Raw genomic sequence first — 21,620 nt, 5'->3', positions numbered from 1 at the left:
AGGCGTCAGCGCGGGCTGGTCAGGCATTCGCGCAGTGCCGCGTGCCAGTCCGGCAGGCGGATGCGCCAGTCGCGTTGCAGGCGCGTGCAGTCCAGGCGCGAGTTGAGCGGGCGCTGTGCCGGGGTCGGGTAGGCGCTGCTGGGGATGGCCTGCAGCCGGGCCAGGCTCCTGCCCTCGGCCCGCAGCTGCTCGGCGATGGCGCTGGCGAAGCCGAACCAGGAGGTCTCGCCGCGGGCCGTCAGGTGGTAGAGGCCCCAGGGCCCGGCCTGGCCGCCTTGCCAGCGCTGGATCAGTTGCGCGGTGGCGGTGGCGATGCTGCCGGCCCAGGTCGGCGCGCCGATCTGGTCGGCCACCACCTTGAGTTCGTCGCGCTCCTGCAGCAGGCGCTGCATGGTCAGCAGGAAGTTGCGCCCGTGCAGCGAATACACCCAACTGGTGCGCAGGATCAGATGTGGGCCGCCGAGCGCCTGGATCGCCCGCTCGCCGGCCAGCTTGCTCTGACCGTAGACGCCCAGGGGGTTGGGCGCGTCGTCTTCGACGTAGGGCGCCGGCTTGCGCCCGTCGAACACATAGTCGGTGGAGTAGTGGATCAGCGGTACGCCGAGGCTGGCCGCCTCCTCGGCCAGGACCCCGGGTGCCCTGGCGTTGAGCGCGAAAGCCGCCTCGGGCTCGCTTTCGGCCTGGTCGACCGCGGTGTGGGCGGCGGCATTGATGATCAGCTCGGGTCGTAATTCGCGGACCTGCTGGCGGATCTGCTCGCTATCGGCCAGGTCCAACCGGCTGCGGCCGCGCACGACCAACTCGTATTGCCCCTGCAGGCTCAGCTGCAGCTCTTGGCTGAGCTGGCCGCGCTGGCCGAGCAGCAGAACCCTCATGGCAGCTCCGCGTCAGCCAGACGCTGGCCCGCCTGATCCTTGTCCGACAGCAGGGGCGGTTCGCTCAGCGGCCAGGCGATGGCCAGGATCGGGTCGTCCCAGCGGATGCAGCGCTCATGGGCGGGGGCATAGTAATCGGTGGTCTTGTAAAGCGATTCGGCGAACTCGCTGAGCACCAGGAAGCCGTGGGCGAAGCCCTCCGGCACCCACAGCTGGCGCTTGTTCTCGGCGGACAGGTGCACGCCGACCCAGCGGCCGAAATTCGGCGAATCGCGGCGAATGTCCACCGCCACGTCGTACACCTCGCCGGCGGTCACGCGCACCAGCTTGCCCTGGGGTTGCTGCAGTTGGTAATGCAGGCCGCGCAGCACGCCGCGCTGCGAGCGCGAGTGGTTGTCCTGGACGAACTCGCGCTCCAGGCCTGTAGCCTCGCGAAAGGCACGGGCGTTGAAGCTCTCGTAGAAGAAGCCGCGTGCGTCGCCGAACACCCGGGGTTCGAGGATCAGCACTTCCGGCAGCTCGCTCGCAATCACCTTCATGGGGCTTCCTCCACCAGGGTGAGCAGGTACTGACCATAGCCGGTCTTGCCGAAGGCCCTGGCCTGATTGAGCAGCTGCTCGCGATCGATCCAGCCATGGTGCCAGGCGATCTCCTCCAGGCAGGCGACCTTCAGGCCCTGGCGGTGTTCGATGGTCTGCACGTACTGCGAGGCTTCCAGCAGGCTGTCCGGGGTGCCGGTGTCGAGCCAGGCGAAGCCGCGGCCGAAGCGCTCGACGCGCAGCTGGCCACGCGCCAGGTAGGCATTGTTGACGTCGGTGATCTCCAGCTCGCCGCGGGCCGAGGGTTTTAGCGACTTGGCGATCTGGACCACCTCGTTGTCGTAGAAGTACAGGCCGGTGACCGCGTAGCTGGACTTCGGCTTGGCCGGCTTCTCCTCGATGGAGACGGCGCGGCCCTGGGCGTCGAACTCGACCACGCCGAAGCGCTGCGGGTCCTTGACCCAGTAGCCGAATACCGTGGCGCCCGTCGAATGGCTGGCTGCTTGTGCGAGCTGTTCGCCGAAGTGCTGGCCGTGGAAGATGTTGTCGCCGAGGATCAGGCACACCGCATCGTCGCCGATGAAGGATTCGCCGATCAGGAAGGCCTGGGCCAGGCCGTCCGGCGAAGGCTGCTCGGCGTAGCTGAAGCACACGCCGAACTGGCTGCCGTCGCCGAGCATCTTCTCGAACTGTGGCAGGTCGTGGGGCGTGGAGATGATCAGGATGTCGTGGATGCCGGCGAGCATCAGCACCGAGAGCGGGTAGTAGATCATCGGCTTGTCGTAGACCGGTAGCAGCTGTTTCGACAGCCCGAGGGTGACCGGGTGCAGGCGGGTGCCGGAGCCGCCGGCGAGGATAATGCCTTTCATGGCTGTGGCTCCTGCAAGGCGCCGAGGCGCTCGCGTCGATAGCTGCCGTCCTGCACGCGGCGACACCAGTCGAGGTTGGCCAGATACCAGCCCACGGTCTTGCGCAGGCCGCTGGCGAAGGTCTCTGCGGGGCGCCAGCCCAGCTCGCGTTCGATCTTGCCGGCGTCGATGGCATAGCGTCGGTCGTGGCCGGGGCGATCGGCGACGAAGGCGATCTGCTCGCGGTAGGAACCGCCGGCTTGGCGCGGCGCCAGTTCGTCCAGCAGGGCGCAGATGCTTTCGACCACATGCAGATTCTTTTGCTCGTTGTGGCCGCCGATATTGTAGGTCTCGCCGACCCGGCCCTCTGTCACTACCTTGATTAGGGCGCGGGCGTGGTCCTCGACGTACAGCCAGTCGCGCACCTGCTGACCGCTGCCATACACCGGCAACGGCTTGCCATCCAGGGCATTGAGGATCACCAGCGGGATCAGCTTCTCCGGGAAGTGGTAGGGACCGTAGTTGTTCGAGCAGTTGCTCAGCAGCACCGGCAAGCCGTAGGTGCGCTGCCAGGCGCGCACCAGGTGGTCGGAGGCCGCCTTGCTGGCCGAGTAGGGGGAGCTGGGGGCGTAGGGGGTGGTTTCGCTGAACAGGTCGTCGACCCCATGCAGGTCGCCGTAGACCTCGTCGGTGGAGATGTGGTGGAAGCGAAACGCCTGCTTGCGCTCGGCGGGTAACGCCGACCAGTAGCTGCGGGTGGCTTCCAGCAGGCCGTAGGTGCCGACTATGTTGGTCTGGATAAACGCGGCGGGACCGTCGATGGAGCGGTCGACGTGGGACTCGGCCGCCAGGTGCATGATGGCCTCGGGCTGGAATTCGGCCAGGGCCTCGGCCACCCTCGGCTGGTCGCCGATGTCGGCCTGGAGGAACCGGTAGCGCGGATTGTCCGCGACACTGGCGAGCGACTCCAGGTTGCCGGCATAGGTCAGCTTGTCGAGGTTAAGCACCCGATGCTCGGTGTGATTGAGCAGGTGGCGAATCAGTGCCGAACCAATGAAGCCGGCGCCGCCGGTGACCAGAATTCGCATAAGCCGTAGGGCCTCTTCGCCTGGGCCGTATCTATGCCACCTAGCTTGTCGGCTGCTAGGCGTCGCCGCAAGCAGTGCCTGCAGCAAGGCGTCGGGCGTGGGGCGGGCGTTCTTGCCGCGCCAGAAACAACAAAGGCCTGCATCGCTGCAGGCCTTTGAACTATATGGTGCCGGCACCAGGAGTCGAACCCGGGACCTACTGATTACAAGTCAGTTGCTCTACCAGCTGAGCTATACCGGCACGCGAGGGCCGCCATTATATCCATTCGTTTGCCCGAGTAAAGCCATAGCGGCACAGGTTCGGCTATCAGGGGCCGAATCCTTATGCACAACTGGCAGATCGACAGCGTGAGCCGCGATGGGAATCGTGATGCTCGTCACGGATGTCTGTAAGGTCATGTTTTTATTGAATTTTAAATCATGATCAAAAAATCGGCAGTCGCTGGAAGGTCTTTTAGGTAGGGGCTTGCAGCCGCTTGCTCAGAATCTATCAACAAAGTTATCCACAGAATGTGTGGGCAACTCAGGGCCGTTCGGCAAGCAGCAGCAGGTTGCGCGGGCTGAGTCGGTGCGGGCAGAAGCTGCCGAGGCGCACGGCGAAGCCCTGTTCCTGCAGGTAGAGGGCGCGGTCGAGCAGCAGCCAGAGCTCCAGGGGGCGGCGGAACAGGGCGCGCAGCAGCTCCAGGTTGCGCACCTCGGCCAGGCGTTGCCAGCCTTGCGCTTCCAGGCGGGGCCAGTCGGTTGCCTTGTCTGGTGTTGGCAGGCCCTTGAGGGCGGCCAGATCCCGGCAATAGCTGGCGAAGCCCTTGTCCAGCCAGGCCGGCGGCAGGGAGGGAGTCGGCAGGTAGTCATCGATGCCGCGCAGCTGCCGCTGCAGCAGGTCGAAGGCCAGGCGGCGGGCCATGGACAGGTCGCGCTGGCGGCGTACCCGGGCGCCGGCGGTGACGGTTTCCCTGAGGGGCAGGGCCAGGTCTTGCCGCGACAGCTGCAGTGTCGAGGCCTGGGCCGCGGCGGACAGCGGCTGGTAGCTGTCGGTGGCGATGCGGTTGTAGCAGCAGGGCGCAATGGCCAGCTGACGGCAGCCGGCGCGGCTGGCCAGTTGCATCAGGCGCACATGCAGGTCGCCGCAGGCGTGCAGGGCGACAGGGGTGTGCCGTGGGGCAAGTCGTTCCAGGGCGTCGGCGGCCAGTACGTCCTGTTGCAGGTGCTGGGCGGTCAGCCCGAGGCGCTGGCTTAGCCTGAGGCCTTCCTCGACCAACTGCGGGTCGTGCTCCAGGCAGGTCAGGGCCGTCCCCTCATGGGCCAGCAGGCGGCCCAGGTGACCCTTGCCGGCGCACCAGTCGAGCCAGTGCTGCGGCGCATGGCGGAACTGCAGGCTGGCGGCGAATGCCTGAATCTGCTGCCACTTGCGACCGGGCACATCCAGGGCCAAGCGTGCAGGAGGCATGGGCAGTGCGCGTTGCGGCAGCTCGCCGATGCGGCTCAGGACGTCGCATCTCCGGGCCATTTCGGGCCAGGGCGGCGGTGCCGGCAGCAGGTGTGGCTGGTGATGGTCGGCTTCGGCCTGCTCCAGGCTGCGGCTGCGCAGCCAGCGGGCCAGCTCGGGATGGGCGCTCTCCCAGGGCAGGTGGTGCTGGGTGAAGGGCAGGGGGCGCCAGAGGCCCTGGTATTCGCTCAGCAGCCGATCCAGCGCCCGGAAGCGCTGGAGCAGGGCGTCGCCGCTAAGGGGCTGGTCGTCCATCTTCTAGTGCAGGCGGGTGGATCAGCGGCCCTGACAGGCATCGACCCGCAGCCACTGTTCCAGCAGTTTGAAGGCGCGCACCAGAACGAAGGCGATGCCCAGGTAGAACAGGCCGGCGGCGAAGAAGATCTCCACCGGCAGATAGGTGCGGGCGATGATGGTGCGCGCCATGCCGGTCAGCTCCAGCAGGGTCACGGTGCTGGCCAGGGCGCTGGCCTTGAGCATCAGGATCACCTCGTTGCTGTAGGCCGGCAGGCCGATGCGCGCGGCCCGCGGCAGGACGATGTAGAGCATGGTCTGCCAGCGTGCCATGCCCAGCGCCCGGGCCGCCTCGATCTCGCCCGAGGGCACGGCCTGGATGGCGCCCCGCAGGATCTCGGCGATATAGGCGGCGGTGTGCATCGTCATGGTGATGATGGCGCACCAGTAGGCGTCGCGTAGGTAGGGCCACAGCGGCCCCTCGCGCACGGCATCGAATTGGGCCAGGCCGTAGTAGACCAGGAACAGCTGCACCAGCAGCGGCGTGCCGCGGAAGAAGAAGATATAGCCGTAGGGCAGGGCGCGCACATACCAGTGCTTGGAGGCGCGGGCGATGCCCATGGGGATCGCCAGGATCAGTCCGGCGATCACCGCGATGGCCACCAGCTCCAGGGTCAGCATGGCGCCTTCGGCCAGGCGCGGTAGCCACTTGATGATGACTTCCCAGTTCATGCGGCGCTCCTGACAAAACCACGGCTGGCACGTTTCTCGAGGAAATGCAGGCCGATCATGGCGAGTATGGTCAGGCCGAGGTAGATCAGCGCGGCGACCATGAAGAAGGTGAAGGGCTCCTTGCTGGCGGTCACGGCGATCTGCGAGCGGCGCATGATCTCCTCCAGGCCGATCACCGAGACCAGGGCGGTGTCCTTCATCAGGATCATGAACAGGTTGCCCAGGCCCGGCAGGGCGATGCGCCACATCTGCGGCAGGATCAGTCGCCAGAGTATCCGGGGCTTGGACAGGCCCAGGGCCTGGCCGGCCTCGCGGTGGCCCTTGGGGATGGCCAGGATGGCGCCGCGAAACACCTCGGTGGCGTAGGCGCCGAAGCACAGGCCGAGGGCGATGGTGCCGGCGGCGAAGGGCGACAGCTCCAGGCTGGCGACGCCGAGCAGGTCGGCCAGCTCGCGCATCAGGTTGACCGTGCCGAAGTAGATCAGCAGTACCCAGAGCAACTCGGGCACGCCGCGCACCAGGGTCGAATAGCTGCCGCCGAGCCATTGCAGCGGCTTGTACGGCGAAGTCTTGGCCAGCGCGCCGAGCAGGCCGAGCACCAGACCCAGGCTCAGCGCCGACAGCGCCAGCTGGATGGTCATCAGGGTGCCGGCGGCCAGGGCCGGGCCGAATCCGTAGAGGTCTAGGGTCATGGAGGCTCAGAAGCCTGCGTCGCCGGGCACGGCGACGCAGGACAGGCTGCTCAGTAGATGCTGAACGGGAAGTACTTGTCGTTGATCTGCTTGTAGGTGCCGTCGGCGACGATTTCCTTCAGCGCGGCGTTGAGCTTCTCGCGCAGCGGGTCGCCCTTGCGCACGGCGATGCCGATCTTGTCGTTGTCGAACACCGGGTCACCCTTGAATTCGAAGCCCTTGCCGGCATCGCTCTTGAGCCATTCCCAGTTGACGAAGGTGTCGGCCAGCACGCCGTCGAGACGGCCCGAGGACAGGTCGAGGTAGGCGTTTTCCTGGGTGTCGTAGAGCTTGATGTCGACCACGTCATTGAGGTTGTCTTCCAGCCAGGTGCCGGCGATGGTGGCACGCTGGGCACCGATCACCTTGCCTTTCAGGCTGGCCTTGTCGGTCTTGAAGTCGCTGCCTTTCGGCGCGATGAACTGCAGCTTGTTGGTGTAGTAGGGCTCGGTGAAGTCGACCGCCTGCTGGCGCTCCTCGGTGATCGACATGGAGGCCACCAGGAAGTCGAACTTCTTGGCGTTCAGGGCCGGGATGATGCCGTCCCAGTCGGAGGTGACCACTTCGCACTCGGCCTGCATCTTGGCGCACAGGGCCTGGGCGATCTCCACGTCGAAGCCGACCACCTGGCCGCTGGCGTCGATCAGGTTGAAGGGCGGGTAGGCACCCTCGGTGCCGATCTTCAGCTTGTCGGCGGCCACCGCGCTGGTGCCGAAGGCCAGGGTGGCGGCCGCGGCCAGCAGGATCTTCTTATACTTCTGCATGCGATGTAGCTCCATTTTAGTGATTGCTGGACATGAACTGTTTGCAGCGCGCCGAGCTCGGGTTGTCGAACACCTGCTCCGGCGGGCCCTGTTCCTCAACCAGGCCCTGGTGCAGGAACACCACCTCGCTGGACACCTGGCGGGCGAAACCCATTTCATGGGTTACCAGCAGCATAGTCCGGCCTTCCTCGGCGAGCGCGCGGATCACATTAAGCACTTCTTGCACCATCTCCGGGTCGAGGGCCGAGGTCGGCTCGTCGAACAGGATCACCTTGGGTTCCATGCACAGGGTGCGGGCGATAGCCGCGCGCTGCTGCTGGCCGCCGGACAGCTGGTTGGGGTAGACGTGGCGCTTGTCGGCGATGCCGACCTTGGCCAGCAGCGCCTCGGCGCGCTCCACGGCCTCGGCCTTGCTCAGGCCCAGCACCCGGCGCGGCGCCTCGATGATGTTGTCGAGCACGCTCATGTGCGGCCACAGATTGAAATTCTGGAAGACGAAGCCCAGTTCGCTGCGCAGGCGATTGATCTGCTTGCTGTCGGCGGCGACCAGTTCGCCGTGCTTGCCGGGCTTGAGCTTGAGTTCCTCGCCGGCCACCAGGATCTGGCCCTGGTTGGGGTTCTCCAGCAGGTTGATGCAGCGCAGGAAGGTGGACTTGCCGGAGCCGGAGGAACCGAGGATGGAGATGACGTCGCCGTCCTGGGCCGTGAGGGAGATGCCCTTGAGCACCTCGAGGTCGCCATAGCGTTTGTGCAGATCGCGGATTTCCAGCGCGGGCGTGGCCTCGGCCATGGGGGGTCCTCTTCTTGTTCGAATGCGCTCCGGGCTGTGGATCGGCCTTCCTGGCGTGGCGCCACGCTAGCATAGCGTTTCGCTGACCGCCAAGCCGTTTACTGGGCGGTCGCGGCCCATTCGGTCACAGGTGTCGCCTGGTCGCAGTTGTCTGTCGCGCAGGTGCAATAAAGGCCGTTGCGACAGCCGCATCGCCCCTGGTATCCGGCCGTTGGCCGTACCGCCGAAGCCTGCGCCTGCCCTCGCGCTCGCTGGTCTAGAAGCTGAGTTGATAGCCCGGGTTGAGGTGCGGCCGCGGCCCTGGGGCGCTGATCGTCGCGGGTGCTGGCGGCCTGAGCGTAGTCGGTCGGGTAATTCTTGTTGAGCGGGTTCTCGATACCCAGGCTGACCTCGCCCGCGGGTAGGCGGTAGCCCGGCTAGAGGCTGGTGGCAGAGGCCTTCTGCGCTTGTCTAACGCCACTCTCGGCGACGCCGCCGGGTTGTTGCTGGCGTGCCTCTGGGTGTTTTGGGGCGAGGGGTTGCGAGGAGGGGGCTGGGGGGAGGCGCGTTCCATATCGATATGCGCTATTCCATGCGCCGCAGCTTCGAGCCACTCCCAGGTGGGGCCCTTGGCCGTCGGTTAGTCTGCGGGGCTTTCCCTGTGGACTGGCTGCCTGAATGGCAGGCATGGCTTTGCGAGGCGTTGGGCTGCCTTCGTGGGGGCATGAAAGATGACCGAACCGGGAATGTCCCCAAAGATGCCCCTGAATATTTGGGGTGGTGGGGAGGGTCGAGAACCACAGGAAACAAAAAACCCGCACTAGGCGGGTTTCTTGTGGGTTTTCGGGTGGTTTTGGCACCACTCGAAAAGTATGAGTGGTGCCCAGGGACGGAATCGAACCGCCGACACGGGGATTTTCAATCCCCTGCTCTACCGACTGAGCTACCTGGGCAACGGGGCGCTATTAGACGGTTTTGACTTATGCCTGTCAAGCGCGAGATCAAAAAATATTTAACTATTTCGGGTGTTTACGTTCGGGCGCCTATTCGCTGGGCGGCACATAGCCTTCGGCCTGGGCGTATTCCTCGCCGGAGAGGAACTTGTCCATCTCCTGCTGGAGGAACTTGCGGTCCTCGGCGTTCATCATGTTCAGGCGGCGTTCGTTGATCAGCAGGGTCTGGTGCTTCTGCCATTCGTCCCAGGCCTGCTTGGAGACGTTGTTGTAGATGTCTTCGCCCTTGGCGCCCGGGTAGGGCGGGCGATCCAGGCCGGGCAGTTCTTGCTTGTGCTTGCGGCACATCACGGTGCGGGTCATGGCTGCTCTCCAGTAATGGGGTCGGCATTGAGTTGGTCGGCCGCGCGCTTCAGTAGTTTTTTCACCGGGGCGGCGAGGCCCAGGCGCGGCGGGGTGGCGAGGTTATACCAGAGCCAGTCGGCCTCGGCCACGGCGTGGGAGGCGCTCTCGGCGCGGATCAGCCAGGGCTCTATGGCCAGTTGGAAGTGGCTGAAGGTATGCGTCAGGCCCGCCAGTTCCTGGCGTGCGCCGAGGCGCAGGGCGTGGCGCTCGGCCAGGGCCGCGAGCCCTTGCAGGTCGTCCAGTTCCGGCAGGCTCCACAGGCCGCCCCACAGGCCGCTGGAGGGGCGGCGGTAGAGCAGGATTTCGCCGGCGCCGTTGCTCAGCAGTGGCATCAGGGTGCGCTTCTGCGGCAGGGCCTTGCGTGGCTTGGGCATCGGGTAGCGGATCTCCAGGCCGAGCAGGTGGGCCTGGCAGCCGCTGCGCAGCGGGCACAGCAGGCAGCTCGGTTTGCTGCGGGTGCAGAGGGTGGCGCCCAGGTCCATCATCGCCTGGGTGTAATGGTTGACCCGTTCGTGGGGCGTCAGGCGCTCGGCCACTTGCCACAGCTGCTTGGCCACCTTGGGCTCGCCCGGGTAGCCCTCCTGGGCCACGTAGCGCGCCAGCACGCGCTTGACGTTGCCGTCGAGGATCGGCGCGCGCAGGCCCATGCTCAGGCTGGCGATGGCGCCGGCGGTGGAGCGGCCGATGCCGGGCAGGGCGGTGAGGGCTTCGACGTCCTGGGGAAACTCGCCACCGTGCTCGGCCATGACGATGCGCGCGGTCTTCTGCAGGTTGCGCGCGCGGGTGTAGTAGCCCAGGCCCGTCCACAGGTGCAGCACCTCGTCCTCGGCCGCCTCGGCCAGGTCGCGCACGGTCGGTAGGGCGGCCATAAAGCGGTCGAAGTAGCCGAGCACGGTGCCGACCTGGGTCTGCTGCAGCATGATCTCCGAGACCCACACGCGGTAGGGCGTGATGCCCTGTTGCCAGGGCAGGTCCTTGCGCCCGTGGCGGTCGTACCAGGCGAGTACCGCCGCGGAGAACTGCTCGGGACTCATCGGTTGAACAGGCCCTTGAGGGCGTCCTTGAGTTCCGGACTGACCTTGTCGCCGAGCTTCTCTTCCAGCTTCTCGCTGAGCTTGTTGCCCGCCAGCTTGGCGGCGATCTTGCCCAGGCCGTCCTGGTCCAGGCGACAGGCCTTGGCGCCGAGCTCCAGGGGGCCGCGGCAGCGCAATGGCCAGGCGATGCCGACGTAGCGTTCGTTGACCTGGCAGGCCGGGTCGGGCATGGCGCGCTGGTCGCCCTCGATGGTGACGCCGACGCGGTAATCGAGGCCGAGCACGCGCAGGTCGAGGTCGCCGTCACCCTTGGCGCTGAGGCCGGGGATGCGTGCCTTGAGGTCGTTGTTGCTGGCCACGCCATTGCGCAGGCTCAGGCTGCCCTGCAGGGTCTCGAAGGACGTGTCCTGGCCGCTCGGCGGATTGCTCGGCACCTTGCGGTTGAGGGTGGCGATGCCGCGGCACAGTTGGTGCTCGAGGTTGGCGTCGACCAGTACGCCGTCCTCCAGGGCGAAGTTGGCCGTGCCGTTGAGGCCGTCGATCCAGGCCTTCTCGCTGTTGCCGCTGGTGTTGAGGTCGGCCTGCAGGTCGAGCAGGCCCTTGAGCGGCGCGGCTTGCTCATCGCTCTTGAGGAAGGGCTCGACGGGGATGCGCTTGAGGCGTTGCTGCAGGCTGAGCAGCGGAATGGCCGGGCGCACGTCGATATGCCCCTTGGCGTCGAAGCTGCCGCCGCCGAGCTTGCCGCGCAGCTCCTCCAGGGTCAGCAGGCCGGTCTTGCTCTTGGCCTTGAGGTTCAGCGCCTCGATGGTCTGCTTGTCGAAGGTCAGCTGCTCGAGTTTCAGGGCCAGTTGCAAGTCTAGCTTGCGCAGCTGGTCGACCGGCAGCAGCGGGCTGGAGCTCCAGGCCTGCTGGGTCGGCGCCTCGGGCAGCGGGCTGTTGCCGTTGCTGCCGGCGCGGGCGACGGCTTCCTTGACCTCGGCCTGGCGCGCGGCGTCGGCGCCCTTGGCGTCCTTGGCTGGCGGCAGGTAGCGGTCGAGGTCCAGGCGGTCGCCCTCGAGCTGTGCGCGTAGGGCCTGCTTGGCGAAGTCGCTGATGGCCAGCTGGCCGTTGAAGCTGCTGTCGTCGAGCTTCAGTTGCAGGTCTTCCAGGGTCAGGCTGTTCGGCGTGCCGCTCAGGCGGGTGACCAGCTCGAACTCGCCGAGGGCCTTGGCGTCGCTCATCGCCGGCAGCGCTTGGCCGATGCCGTTGAGGAAGTCGCGCAGGTTGACGGGGGCGATGGACAGGCCGCCGGACAGCTTCGCCGCCTTGTCCAGGTCGCGCACCTTGAGTTCGCCGAGGGCGCGCAGCTGGTTGGCGGAAAGCTTCAGGCCGTTCCACTCGGCGACCTGGGCGGCCAGGTCGAGCAGCAGCTCGCCCTGGATCGCGTAGGTCAGGGTCTGGCCGTCGAGGGGCTCGCCGGATGCCTCGCCGGACAGGCGCGCGCCTTCCAGCTGGTAGCGCTGGAGCGCTCGGTCGAAGCGCAGTCGGCCCTGCAGTTCGCTGCGGGCGCGCAGCAGGGGTTTGCTGGTGCCGAAGAAGGCGCTGAGCTTGACCGGGATGCTGGCGCCCTCGCGGATGGCGCCGGTGGTCAGCTGGATGCTTTCGGCGCTGAGCTGCTGGCCGCTGCGCGCGTCGTGGTAGTCGATGCGCGCGTTGTTGACGATCAGGCTGTCGATATCCAGCTTGATCGGCTGGTTGCCTTCGGCTGGCTGGCTCGCGGTCTCACCGCTCGCCGCGGCGCCGGCGGTCCTGGCCGGTGCGGGCGCGTTGTCGGCGGAAGGCGCCGGGCGGCCGATGTCTTCCCAGTTGCCGTGGCCCTTCGCGTCGCGCTGCAGGTTGAGGTTGAGGCCGTCGATGCGGATGTCGCTCATCTGCACCTCCTTGCGCAGCAGCGGCAGCACCCGTACCGACAGGCCCAGCAGGCGCAGGTCGGCGAAGGGCTGCTGCGGGGTGCTGGCGCTGGCCAGGGTGGCATCGGTCAGCTCCAGGCCGAGCCAGGGGAACAGGCTCCAGCCGATGTCGCCCTTGAGGGTCAGTTCCAGATTGGCCTTGTCGCGGGCCAGTTGGCGGATCTCGTCCTTGTAGTCGTTGGGGTCGAACAGGTGGGTCAGGGCGAAGCCCAGGGCCACGATGATCAGCAGCAGTCCGAGGAAAAACAGACCCAGGATCTTGCCGAGCGCTTTCATGGACGAATCCTTGTTGTGAATGGCAGGGAGGAAGAGCGCAACAGTATAACGCCGGGTGGCTCAAAGGGCCTGCGCCACGCGCTCGGCGATGGCCAGGCTGGCGGTCAGTCCCGGCGACTCGATGCCGAACAGGTTGACCAGGCCCGTCAGGCGGTGCTCGCTCGGGCCTTGGATGACGAAGTCGGCGGGCGGTTCCCCGGGGCCGCAGAGTTTCGGGCGGATGCCGCTGTAGCCGGGTGTCAGGCGGCTGCTGTCGAGCCCCGGAAAGTAGCGGCGGATCGCCGCGGCGAAGGGCGCGCGCAGCTGTTCGTCGACCCGGTAGTCGAGCTGCTCGAGGTAGCGGGTGTCCGGGCCGAAGCGCAGCTGGCCGGCCATATCCAGGGTGGCATGGATGCCCAGGCCGGCGGTATTGGTCTCCGGCAGCGGATAGATCAGGTGGCGGAACGGCGAGCGGCCGCTGTAGCCGAAATAGCGGCCCTGGCACAGGTGCAGGGGCGGGACCTGCGCCGGAGGCAGGCCGGCGGTGCGGTGTGCCAGCTGCTGGGCGAACAGTCCGCCGGCGTTGACCACCCGCTGGGCCTTGATCTGGAACGGCTCGCCGGCGCTGACACCGCTGGCGAGCCAGCCGTCGGCGCCGGGCTCGAGCCGCTCGACCCGGGTGTCGAGGACCAGTTGTGCGCCGCGCTGTTCGCCGGCCGCCAGCAGCGACTGCAGGTAGGCGTGGCTGTCGATGATCCCGGTGCTCGGCGACAGCAGCGCCGCCATTCCGTGCACGGCTGGCTCCAGTCTCAGCAGCTGGCTGCGGCTCAGGGCTCTCAGGTCGTGCACGCCGCAGGCCTCGGCATTGGCGGCGAGCGCGTCGAGCTGGTCGCGCTCGCTGTCGCCGACCGCCACCAGCAGCTTGCCGAGGCGCCGGTGGCCGACCCGGTGCGTGGCGCACCAGGCGTACAGGCGCTCGCGGCCCTCCAGGCACAGCTCGGCCTTCAGCGAGCCGGGTGGGTAGTAGAGGCCGGCGTGAATCACCTCGGAGTTGCGGCTGGAGGTGTGGCAGCCGATGAGCCGTTCCGCCTCGACTATCAGGGTGCTCTGGTCCGGTTGGGCCAGGCGCGCGGCGCAGGCCAGGCCGAGGGCGCCGGCGCCGATGATCAGGGTGTCGATACTGTCCATGGCGTGCTGGGTGCTCGGCTGGGGCTACAGCTGGATCAGCGGCAGGTGTTGGCTGGCGGCCAGGGCCTGGACGTCCAGATGGCCGGCCGGGGCGGCCAAGCGCAGGGGCATGCCTTCGGCCATGGCCAGGGCCCTGGCCGTATCGAGCAGGCGCTGGCCGACGCCGCGGCGTCGGGTGATGGCGCGCACGCACAGGTGCGACAGGCGCCAGTGGTCGGCATGCCGCTGCAGCAGTGCGGCGCCGAGCAGGCGGTCGTTGAAGCGGCCGGCCAGCAGGGTGCCGGCGGCCAGGCCGGCCTGGATCAGGGCGTCTGCGTCGCCGTAGGGGGCGAGCAGCCAGGGCGGCGCGTCGGCATAGATCTTCGCCAGGTCGAGGCGATCCTGGGCGGACGGGGTGCTGAGGGTTTCGGCTATCACGGGCATGGGCTGGGCTCCTCCGGTGGTGCAGTGTAAGGCGATTCGCGTCGAGGCTCGACAGCCCGGCCTTCCGATTAGCGCCGGTAGCCGCCCGGGGCCTGGGGCGCCTATAATGGCGGCCTTTTTCCGTGGGCAATTTTTGGAGCTGGTGATGGCCGAACGTACGGCATTCGTCGAGCGCAACACCCTGGAGACCCAGATCAAGGTCTCGATCAACCTGGACGGCACCGGCAAGGCGCGTTTCGACATCGGCGTGCCCTTCCTCGAGCACATGCTCGACCAGATCGCCCGTCACGGCCTGATCGACCTGGATATCGAGTGCAAGGGCGATCTGCATATCGACGACCACCACACCGTCGAGGACGTCGGCATCACCCTCGGTCAGGCCTTCACCCAGGCCATCGGCGACAAGAAGGGCATGACCCGCTACGGCCATTCCTATGTGCCGCTGGACGAGGCGCTGTCGCGCGTGGTGATCGACTTCTCCGGTCGCCCAGGCCTGCAGATGCACGTGCCCTTCACCCGCGCCACGGTCGGCGGCTTCGACGTCGACCTGTTCCAGGAGTTCTTCCAGGGCTTCGTCAACCATGCCCTGGTCAGCCTGCATATCGACAACCTGCGCGGGCACAACACCCACCACCAGATCGAGACGGTGTTCAAGGCCTTCGGCCGCGCCCTGCGCATGGCCGTGGAGTTGGACCCGCGCATGGCCGGGCAGATGCCCTCGACCAAGGGCGTGCTCTAGATGCAGACGGTCGCTGTTATCGATTACGGCATGGGCAACCTGCACTCGGTGGCCAAGGCGCTGGAGCACGTCGGCGCCGGTCGGGTGCTGGTGACCAGCGACGCCCAGGTGATCCGCGAGGCTGATCGGGTGGTGTTCCCCGGGGTCGGCGCGATCCGCGACTGCATGGCCGAGATTCGCCGCCTGGGCTTCGATGAGCTGGTGTGCGAGGTCAGCCAGGACCGCCCCTTCCTCGGCATCTGCGTCGGCATGCAGGCGCTGCTCGAGCGCAGCGAGGAGAACGACGGCGTCGACTGCATCGGTCTGTTCCCCGGCCAGGTGCGCTTCTTCGGCAAGGGCATGGTCGAAGATGGTGAGCCGCTCAAGGTCCCCCACATGGGCTGGAACGAGGTGAGTCAGGCGGTCAAGCATCCGCTGTGGCACGAGATTCCCGACCGCGCGCGCTTCTACTTCGTGCACAGCTACTACGTCGAGGCCGGCAAGGCGCAGCAGGTGGTCGGCCGCGGCCACTACGGCGCGGACTTCGCCGCCGCCCTGGCCGACGGTTCGCGCTTCGCCGTGCAGTTCCACCCGGAGAAGAGCCACACCCATGGCCTGCAGTTGCTGCAGAATTTCGCCGCCTGGGACGGGCGCTGGTAGATGGGCCGCGGCAAGGACAGGACACCGCTGCTGCGCCTGGAGGCCGAGCAGGAGCAGGCCGCCGTGGCACTGCTCAAGCGCTTCCTGGACGAGCGCTTCGAACTCGCGCTGGGCAGTTTCGAGGTGCAGGAGCTGCTCGACCTGTTCACCCGCGAGGTTGCCCCGCACTACTACAACAAGGCGATTTTCGATGTGCAGGCGCACCTGAAGGACAGGTTCGAGAGCATCGAAAGCGACCTCTGGGCGCTCGAGAAGAGCTGACCCCTCACCGAATTCCCTAGACTCGAACAGGTTCCCCCGATGCTGATTATCCCCGCTATCGATCTCAAGGACGGCGCCTGCGTGCGTCTGCGCCAGGGCCGCATGGAAGATTCCACGGTGTTTTCCGACGACCCGGTGAGCATGGCCGCCAAGTGGGTGGACGGTGGTTGCCGCCGCCTGCACCTGGTCGACCTCAACGGCGCCTTCGAGGGCCAGCCGGTCAACGGCGAGGTGGTCACCGCCATCGCCAAGCGCTACCCGCAGCTGCCGATCCAGATCGGCGGCGGCATCCGCAGCCTGGAAACCATCGAGCACTACGTCAGGGCCGGGGTCAGCTACGTGATCATCGGCACCAAGGCGGTCAAGCAACCGGAGTTCGTTGCCGAGGCCTGCAAGGCCTTCCCCGGCAAGGTCATAGTCGGCCTGGATGCCAAGGACGGCTTCGTCGCCACCGACGGCTGGGCCGAGGTCAGCAGCGTACAGGCGGTGGACCTGGCCAGGCGTTTCGAGGCCGACGGCGTCGCCGCCATCGTCTACACCGACATCGCCAAGGACGGCATGATGCAGGGCTGCAACGTCGAGGCCACCGCGGCCCTGGCGGCGGCCAGCAAGATCCCGGTGATCGCCTCCGGCGGCATCCACAACCTGGGCGATATCGAGAAGCTGCTGCTGGCCCGTTCGCCGGGGATCATCGGCGCCATCACCGGCCGGGCGATCTACGAAGGCACCCTGGACGTGGCCGAGGCCCAGACCTACTGCGACAGCTACAAGGGCTGATCCGGGCGTAGGGTGGGTTAGCCGCGCAGCGGCGTAACCCACCGGTGTGCGTCGAACTCCAACCCGCATTGGCGGATTATGGCCTGCGGCCTAACCCGGCCTACGAGAGCATCACTATGGCATTGGCTAAACGCATCATCCCCTGCCTCGACGTGGACAACGGCCGCGTGGTCAAGGGCGTCAAGTTCGAGAACATCCGCGACGCCGGCGACCCGGTGGAGATCGCCCGCCGCTACGACGAGCAGGGTGCCGACGAGATCACCTTCCTCGACATCACCGCCAGCGTCGATGGCCGCGACACCACCCTGCACACGGTCGAGCGCATGGCCAGTCAGGTGTTCATCCCGCTGACGGTCGGCGGCGGCGTGCGCAGCGTGCAGGACATCCGCAACCTGCTCAACGCCGGCGCCGACAAGGTCTCGATCAACACCGCCGCGGTGTTCACCCCCGAATTCGTCGGCGAGGCGGCTTCGCGTTTCGGCTCCCAGTGCATCGTCGTGGCCATCGACGCCAAGCGCGTCTCGGCGCCGGGCGAGCCGGGGCGCTGGGAGATCTTCACCCACGGCGGGCGCAAGCCCACCGGCCTGGATGCCGTGCTCTGGGCGAAGAAGATGGAAGACCTCGGCGCCGGCGAGATCCTGCTCACCAGCATGGATCAGGACGGCGTGAAGAGCGGTTACGACCTGGGCGTGACCCGCGCCATCAGCGAGGCGGTGGGTATCCCGGTGATCGCCTCCGGCGGCGTCGGCAACCTCGAGCACCTGGCCGCCGGCATCCTCGAAGGCAAGGCCGATGCGGTGCTGGCCGCGAGCATCTTCCACTTCGGCGAGTACACCGTGCCGGAGGCCAAGGCCTACCTGGCCAGCCGCGGCATCGTGGTGCGCTGATCCGCACTCGGGGCTCGCGGCGGGACGCCAGTGCGGCGGAGTCGACAGACTCGTCTGGCGCATATCGTTAAAATTCCAGCGTCCGCGCATCGGCCGTTCTGGCTGTCGGGCTGGCCAGGCCAGCCCCGGTGCCCCCCCCATCTGTTATTCGACACGGAGTCCCCATGCCCGTCCTACGGCTATTCGCTGCTGCCCTGCTGTTGTGTGAAGTCGGCCTGGCCCATGCCCAGAACCTGGTCCTGCTCACCGAGAACCTCGCGCCCTTCAACCACTCGGTGAATGGGCGCAACTTCGCCAAGGATGCGGGCATCACCGGCATCAGTTCCGACACCCTGCGGGCCGTCTGCGCGCGCGCCGGGGTCGAGTGTCAGCAGATCCTGCGCTTCCCCTGGGCGCGGGTCTATCAGCAGGCCCTCAACGAGCCCGGCTACGGCCTGTTTTCCGCCGCTCGCACGCCGGCGCGGGAGAAGCAGTTCAAATGGGTGGGCCCGATTGCCAGCAACGATTGGGTGCTGATGGCCAAGGCCGACAGCCCTATCCAGTTGGCCAGCCTGCAGGAGGCCGCGCAATATCGCATCGGCGGCTATCAGGGCGATGCCATCAGCCAGTCCTTGATCGACCGGGGCCTGCCGGTGCAGCTGGCGCTGCGCGACAACAAGAACCTGGAGAAGCTGGGCAAGGGGCAGATCGATCTGTGGGTCACCGCCGACCCCAGTGGCCGTTACCTGGCCAAGCAGGAGGGCATCGAGGACTTGCGCGTGGTGCAGCGCTTCCATACGGCCGAGTTGTACCTGGCGCTCAACCTGGCCACCCCAGACGAGTTGGTGCAACGCCTGCAGGAGGCCCTGGATGCCCTGCGTGCCGAGGGTGAGCTGAGCCGGATAGTGGAGCGCTACTAGCCCGGGGCGCCGTCGCGCCAGGTTTTTGCTGTTGGTGCTGGGCTAAGGCCTGTGTGCTGAGTATGCTGGGCTGCCTGCGTACTTATAACAATGAGGGAACATCCATGTTCAAGCAGTTATGGCTGGCCTGCACCGGCACCCTGATGTTGATGGCGAGCGCGGCTCATGCCGAGGTCGACCCGGATTACCGCATGGTGCTGCTGACGGAGAATTTCCCGCCTTACAACATGGCGATCAACGGCAAGAATTTCGCCCAGGAAGACAATCTCGACGGCATCGCCGTGGACATCGTGCGCGAGATGTTCAAGCGTGCCGGCATCCAGTACAACCTGACCCTGCGCTTTCCCTGGGACCGCATCTACAAGTTGGCGCTGGAGAAGCCGGGCTACGGTGTATTCGTCACCGCGCGCCTGCCGGAGCGCGAGGCGTTGTTCAAGTGGGTCGGCCCGATCGGCCCGGACGACTGGGTGCTGCTGGCCAGGGGTGACAGCGCGATCAGCCTGAGCAGCCTGGAACAGGCCAAGCAGTACAAGGTCGGCGCCTACAAGGGCGACGCCATCGCCCAGCACTTGGAGGAGCAGGGCCTGCAGCCGATCACCGCGCTGCGTGATCAGATGAATGCCGAGAAGCTCATGGAGGGGAAGATCGACCTCTGGGCCACCGGCGATCCGGCCGGCCGCTACCTGGCCAAGCAAGAGGGTATTTCCGGCTTGAAGACGGTCCTGCGTTTCGACAGCGCCGAGCTGTACCTGGCCCTCAACAAGGAGGTGCCGGACGAAGTGGTGCAGAAGCTGCAGGGCGAGTTGGACAAGATGCGCGACGAAGGATTCGTCGACGATATCCTCAACAGCTACCTGTAAGACCCGTGCGCCGGCCACAAGCCGGCGCACCACCAAGGACGGTCGACGCCAAGCGTCATATGTCGCCGGGGCTTCGCCCAAGCAGGGCAGCCGCTAGCCATAATCACAAATCAAGCAAGCGGGGAGACTTATGTTGAAATCCATGAAAATCGGCCTGCTGTTCGGCCTCATCCTCAGTGCCTGCACGGCCCAGGCCGAGCTGCCCTACGGCTACAAGGTGGTGCTGCTGACCGAGAACTTCCCGCCGTTCAACATGGCGGTGGACGACAAGAACTTCGCCCGCGACGACGCCATCGACGGCATCAGTGCGGAGATCGTCCGCGCCATGTTCAAGCGCGCCGGCATCGATTACAGCCTGTCTCTGCGCTTTCCCTGGGACCGCCTCTATCGCCTGACCCTGGACAAGCCCAATTACGGGCTGTTCTCCACCACCTTCACCCCCGAGCGCCAGCCGCTGTTCAAGTGGGTCGGGCCCATCGCCAAGAGCGGCTGGGTACTGCTCGCCGCCCCGGGCAACAACCTCAGCGTGGCGAGCCTGAAAGAGGCGGCGCAGTACAAGATCGGCGCCTACAAGAACGATGCGGTCAGCCAGCACCTGGAAAGCCAGGGCCTGCAGCCGATCAATGCGCTGCGCGATCAGCTGAACGTGCAGAAGCTGCTCAAGGGGCAGATCGACCTGTGGGCCACCACCGATCCGGTGGGGCGTTACCTGGCCAAGCAGGAGGGGGTCAGCGGCCTGACCACCGTGCTGCGTTTCAACGACGCGGAGCTGTACCTGGCACTGAACAAGGAGACCCCGGACGAGGTGGTGCAGCGCCTGCAGAAGGCCCTGGACGAGCTGCGCAGCGAAGGCTTCGTCGACGACATGACCAACAGCTACCTGTAACCGTCGCTGCAACGAAAAAGCCCGGACCTGAGTCCGGGCTTTTTCGTGTCTGCGATCCGCGTTCAGTTGCCGCGCGTGATGTCCAGGCCCTTGAGCAGGTTGAGGGCCTGGGCCAGCTGGTAGTCGTCGTCCTGGGGCCGTGCCGCTCGCGCGGTTTTGCCCTTGCTGGGCCTGTCGGCGCCGCCATTGCCGTTGCTCAGGTGGCCCTGCAGGTCGGCTTCCTTGAAGTCGCCCTGGTCCTGCTCGCGGGTCAACCTGGCGCGCGCCACCTCGATGTCCGGCACTATGCCCTGGGCTTGGATCGAACGGCCGCTGGGCGTGTAGTACAGCGCCGTGGTGAGCTTCAACGCGCGGTCGTTGTTCAGTGGCAGCACGGTCTGCACCGAGCCCTTGCCGAAGCTGTCGGTGCCCATCAGCACGCCGCGCTTGTGGTCCTGCAGGGCACCGGCGACGATTTCCGAGGCCGAGGCGCTGCCGCCGTTGATCAGCACCACCAGCGCCACGCCCTCGCTGGGGTCGGCCGGGTCGGCGGAGAAGCGCAGCTCGGAGTTGGGGATGCGCCCCTCGGTGTAGACGATCAAGCCTTCCTTGAGGAAGTGGTCGGAGACCTCGACCGCAGCCTGCAGTACGCCGCCGGGGTTGTTGCGCAGGTCCAGGACCAGGCCGCGCAGCTTCTTGCCGTTGTCCTTGCGCAGTTTGTTCAGCGCCTTGAGCACCTCGTCGCCGCTGTTGACCTGGAACTGGGTGATGCGCAGGTAGCCGTAGCCGTCCTCCAGCAGTTGGCTCTTCACGCTGCGGACCTTGATCACCGCGCGGGTCAGCTCGACGTCGAATGGCTTGCCGCCCTCGCGCACCAGGGTCAGCTGGATCTTGCTGCCGGCCTCGCCGCGCATCTTGTCCACCGCCTCGAGCATCGACAGACCCTTGGTCGGTTGGCCGTCGATCTTGATGATCAGGTCGCCCGGCTGGATGCCGGCCCTGGAGGCCGGGGTGTCGTCGATCGGCGACACCACCTTGACGAAGCCGTCCTCCATGCCGACTTCTATGCCCAGGCCGCCGAACTCGCCGCTGGTGCTCTCCTGCAGCTCGCGAAAGGCGTCGATGTCGAGGTAGGCCGAGTGTGGGTCGAGGTTGCTGAGCATGCCCTTGATGGCGTTCTCCAGCAGGGTCTTGTCGCTGATCGGCTCGACGTAGGCAGCCTTGATGCGGTCGAGCACCTCGGCGAAGGTGCGCAGGTCCTCCAGCGGCAGCGGTGCCTTGTCGCTCACCTGGGGGGCGGCCGCATTCGGCGTTTCCGCCGCCTGCAGCAGGGGGGCGCCGCCGAGCAGGGCGATGCTCAGGGCCAGGGGGGTGAGGCGAGACAGATGCGACATGTCGAACTAACTCCTACGGAATAAGG

General features: G+C 66.7%; 23 protein-coding genes and 2 tRNA genes. 8 read left to right on the top strand and 17 right to left on the bottom strand.

Going from position 1 to position 21,620, the window contains the following annotated elements:
* Positions 1-5: 5 nt before the first annotated feature.
* The 16 genes from rfbD to ACSX1C_RS13745 all read right to left on the bottom strand — a co-directional run bounded on the left by rfbD (position 6) and on the right by ACSX1C_RS13745 (position 14,273).
* The gene (gene rfbD, locus ACSX1C_RS13820) at positions 6-875 is read right to left on the bottom strand and encodes a dTDP-4-dehydrorhamnose reductase (RefSeq protein ID WP_439886599.1); all 870 of its coding nucleotides are present in this window, start codon (positions 873-875) and stop codon (positions 6-8) included.
* Entirely contained in the window at positions 872-1,414 is a 543-nt protein-coding gene (gene rfbC / locus ACSX1C_RS13815; protein ID WP_439886598.1) for a dTDP-4-dehydrorhamnose 3,5-epimerase, read from the bottom strand. Before rfbC ends, rfbD begins: the two co-directional genes overlap by 4 nt.
* Positions 1,411-2,283: a glucose-1-phosphate thymidylyltransferase RfbA gene (gene rfbA, locus ACSX1C_RS13810; protein WP_439886597.1), complete on the bottom strand. Its 873-nt coding sequence runs from the start codon at positions 2,281-2,283 to the stop codon at positions 1,411-1,413. Before rfbA ends, rfbC begins: the two co-directional genes overlap by 4 nt.
* Positions 2,280-3,350, bottom strand: a complete 1,071-nt coding sequence (gene rfbB / locus ACSX1C_RS13805; RefSeq protein WP_439886596.1) for a dTDP-glucose 4,6-dehydratase — start codon at positions 3,348-3,350, stop codon at positions 2,280-2,282. Before rfbB ends, rfbA begins: the two co-directional genes overlap by 4 nt.
* Positions 3,351-3,515: 165 nt before the next feature.
* Positions 3,516-3,591 (bottom strand) — tRNA-Thr (locus ACSX1C_RS13800).
* Between the two features lie 282 nt (positions 3,592-3,873).
* Positions 3,874-5,091 (bottom strand): methyltransferase, encoded by a 1,218-nt coding sequence (locus tag ACSX1C_RS13795; protein ID WP_439886595.1) that lies wholly within the window; start codon positions 5,089-5,091, stop codon positions 3,874-3,876.
* Positions 5,092-5,112: 21 nt separating this feature from the next.
* Positions 5,113-5,802: an ABC transporter permease gene (locus ACSX1C_RS13790; RefSeq protein ID WP_439886594.1), complete on the bottom strand. Its 690-nt coding sequence runs from the start codon at positions 5,800-5,802 to the stop codon at positions 5,113-5,115.
* Positions 5,799-6,494 (bottom strand): ABC transporter permease, encoded by a 696-nt coding sequence (locus ACSX1C_RS13785; protein ID WP_439886593.1) that lies wholly within the window; start codon positions 6,492-6,494, stop codon positions 5,799-5,801. The genes ACSX1C_RS13790 and ACSX1C_RS13785 overlap by 4 nt, the downstream gene beginning before the upstream one ends.
* A gap of 50 nt (positions 6,495-6,544) precedes the next feature.
* Positions 6,545-7,297, bottom strand: a complete 753-nt coding sequence (locus ACSX1C_RS13780; RefSeq protein WP_318644690.1) for an ABC transporter substrate-binding protein — start codon at positions 7,295-7,297, stop codon at positions 6,545-6,547.
* Between the two features lie 16 nt (positions 7,298-7,313).
* The gene (locus tag ACSX1C_RS13775) at positions 7,314-8,087 is read right to left on the bottom strand and encodes an ABC transporter ATP-binding protein (protein WP_439886592.1); all 774 of its coding nucleotides are present in this window, start codon (positions 8,085-8,087) and stop codon (positions 7,314-7,316) included.
* Between the two features lie 856 nt (positions 8,088-8,943).
* Positions 8,944-9,019, bottom strand: a tRNA-Phe gene (locus ACSX1C_RS13770).
* A gap of 90 nt (positions 9,020-9,109) precedes the next feature.
* On the bottom strand, positions 9,110-9,382 hold the full coding sequence (locus ACSX1C_RS13765) for an oxidative damage protection protein (protein WP_439886591.1): 273 nt from the start codon (positions 9,380-9,382) through the stop codon (positions 9,110-9,112).
* A complete protein-coding gene (mutY, locus tag ACSX1C_RS13760; protein ID WP_439886590.1) occupies positions 9,379-10,458 on the bottom strand; it encodes an A/G-specific adenine glycosylase in 1,080 nt (359 codons plus the stop codon). The genes ACSX1C_RS13765 and mutY overlap by 4 nt, the downstream gene beginning before the upstream one ends.
* Positions 10,455-12,683 (bottom strand): AsmA family protein, encoded by a 2,229-nt coding sequence (locus ACSX1C_RS13755; RefSeq protein WP_439886589.1) that lies wholly within the window; start codon positions 12,681-12,683, stop codon positions 10,455-10,457. Before ACSX1C_RS13755 ends, mutY begins: the two co-directional genes overlap by 4 nt.
* 60 nt (positions 12,684-12,743) lie before the next feature.
* Positions 12,744-13,850 (bottom strand): NAD(P)/FAD-dependent oxidoreductase, encoded by a 1,107-nt coding sequence (locus tag ACSX1C_RS13750; protein ID WP_439886588.1) that lies wholly within the window; start codon positions 13,848-13,850, stop codon positions 12,744-12,746.
* Positions 13,851-13,874: 24 nt separating this feature from the next.
* Entirely contained in the window at positions 13,875-14,273 is a 399-nt protein-coding gene (locus ACSX1C_RS13745) for an acetyl-CoA sensor PanZ family protein (protein ID WP_439886587.1), read from the bottom strand.
* Positions 14,274-14,418: 145 nt separating this feature from the next.
* On the opposite strand from ACSX1C_RS13745, the gene hisB reads away from it, so the two are divergent.
* The 8 genes from hisB to ACSX1C_RS13705 all read left to right on the top strand — a co-directional run bounded on the left by hisB (position 14,419) and on the right by ACSX1C_RS13705 (position 20,221).
* Positions 14,419-15,012, top strand: coding sequence for an imidazoleglycerol-phosphate dehydratase HisB (gene hisB, locus ACSX1C_RS13740; protein ID WP_318644697.1), 594 nt, complete (start codon positions 14,419-14,421; stop codon positions 15,010-15,012).
* Positions 15,013-15,651: an imidazole glycerol phosphate synthase subunit HisH gene (gene hisH, locus ACSX1C_RS13735; RefSeq protein ID WP_439886586.1), complete on the top strand. Its 639-nt coding sequence runs from the start codon at positions 15,013-15,015 to the stop codon at positions 15,649-15,651.
* The gene (locus ACSX1C_RS13730; protein WP_439886585.1) at positions 15,652-15,912 is read left to right on the top strand and encodes a DUF2164 domain-containing protein; all 261 of its coding nucleotides are present in this window, start codon (positions 15,652-15,654) and stop codon (positions 15,910-15,912) included.
* A 39-nt stretch (positions 15,913-15,951) separates the two neighbouring features.
* A complete protein-coding gene (gene hisA / locus ACSX1C_RS13725) occupies positions 15,952-16,689 on the top strand; it encodes a 1-(5-phosphoribosyl)-5-[(5-phosphoribosylamino)methylideneamino]imidazole-4-carboxamide isomerase (protein WP_439886584.1) in 738 nt (245 codons plus the stop codon).
* A gap of 116 nt (positions 16,690-16,805) precedes the next feature.
* Complete coding sequence (gene hisF, locus ACSX1C_RS13720) at positions 16,806-17,576, top strand: imidazole glycerol phosphate synthase subunit HisF (protein WP_318644701.1); 771 nt, start codon at positions 16,806-16,808, stop codon at positions 17,574-17,576.
* A gap of 164 nt (positions 17,577-17,740) precedes the next feature.
* Positions 17,741-18,475, top strand: a complete 735-nt coding sequence (locus tag ACSX1C_RS13715; RefSeq protein ID WP_439886583.1) for a substrate-binding periplasmic protein — start codon at positions 17,741-17,743, stop codon at positions 18,473-18,475.
* Positions 18,476-18,618: 143 nt separating this feature from the next.
* A complete protein-coding gene (locus ACSX1C_RS13710; RefSeq protein ID WP_439889423.1) occupies positions 18,619-19,335 on the top strand; it encodes a substrate-binding periplasmic protein in 717 nt (238 codons plus the stop codon).
* A 130-nt stretch (positions 19,336-19,465) separates the two neighbouring features.
* Entirely contained in the window at positions 19,466-20,221 is a 756-nt protein-coding gene (locus ACSX1C_RS13705; protein WP_439886582.1) for a substrate-binding periplasmic protein, read from the top strand.
* Between the two features lie 62 nt (positions 20,222-20,283).
* Here the strand turns inward: ACSX1C_RS13705 and ACSX1C_RS13700 are convergent, their stop codons facing one another.
* Positions 20,284-21,594: a S41 family peptidase gene (locus ACSX1C_RS13700; protein ID WP_439886581.1), complete on the bottom strand. Its 1,311-nt coding sequence runs from the start codon at positions 21,592-21,594 to the stop codon at positions 20,284-20,286.
* Positions 21,595-21,620 lie beyond the last annotated feature (26 nt).

The organism is Pseudomonas sp. MBLB4123 (assembly GCF_051904775.1).
Taxonomy (GTDB): Bacteria; Pseudomonadota; Gammaproteobacteria; order Pseudomonadales; family Pseudomonadaceae; genus Aquipseudomonas; species Aquipseudomonas benzenivorans_B.
The sequence above is the reverse complement of the archived record's forward strand: the minus strand, read 5'-3'. Positions and strand labels throughout refer to the sequence as shown.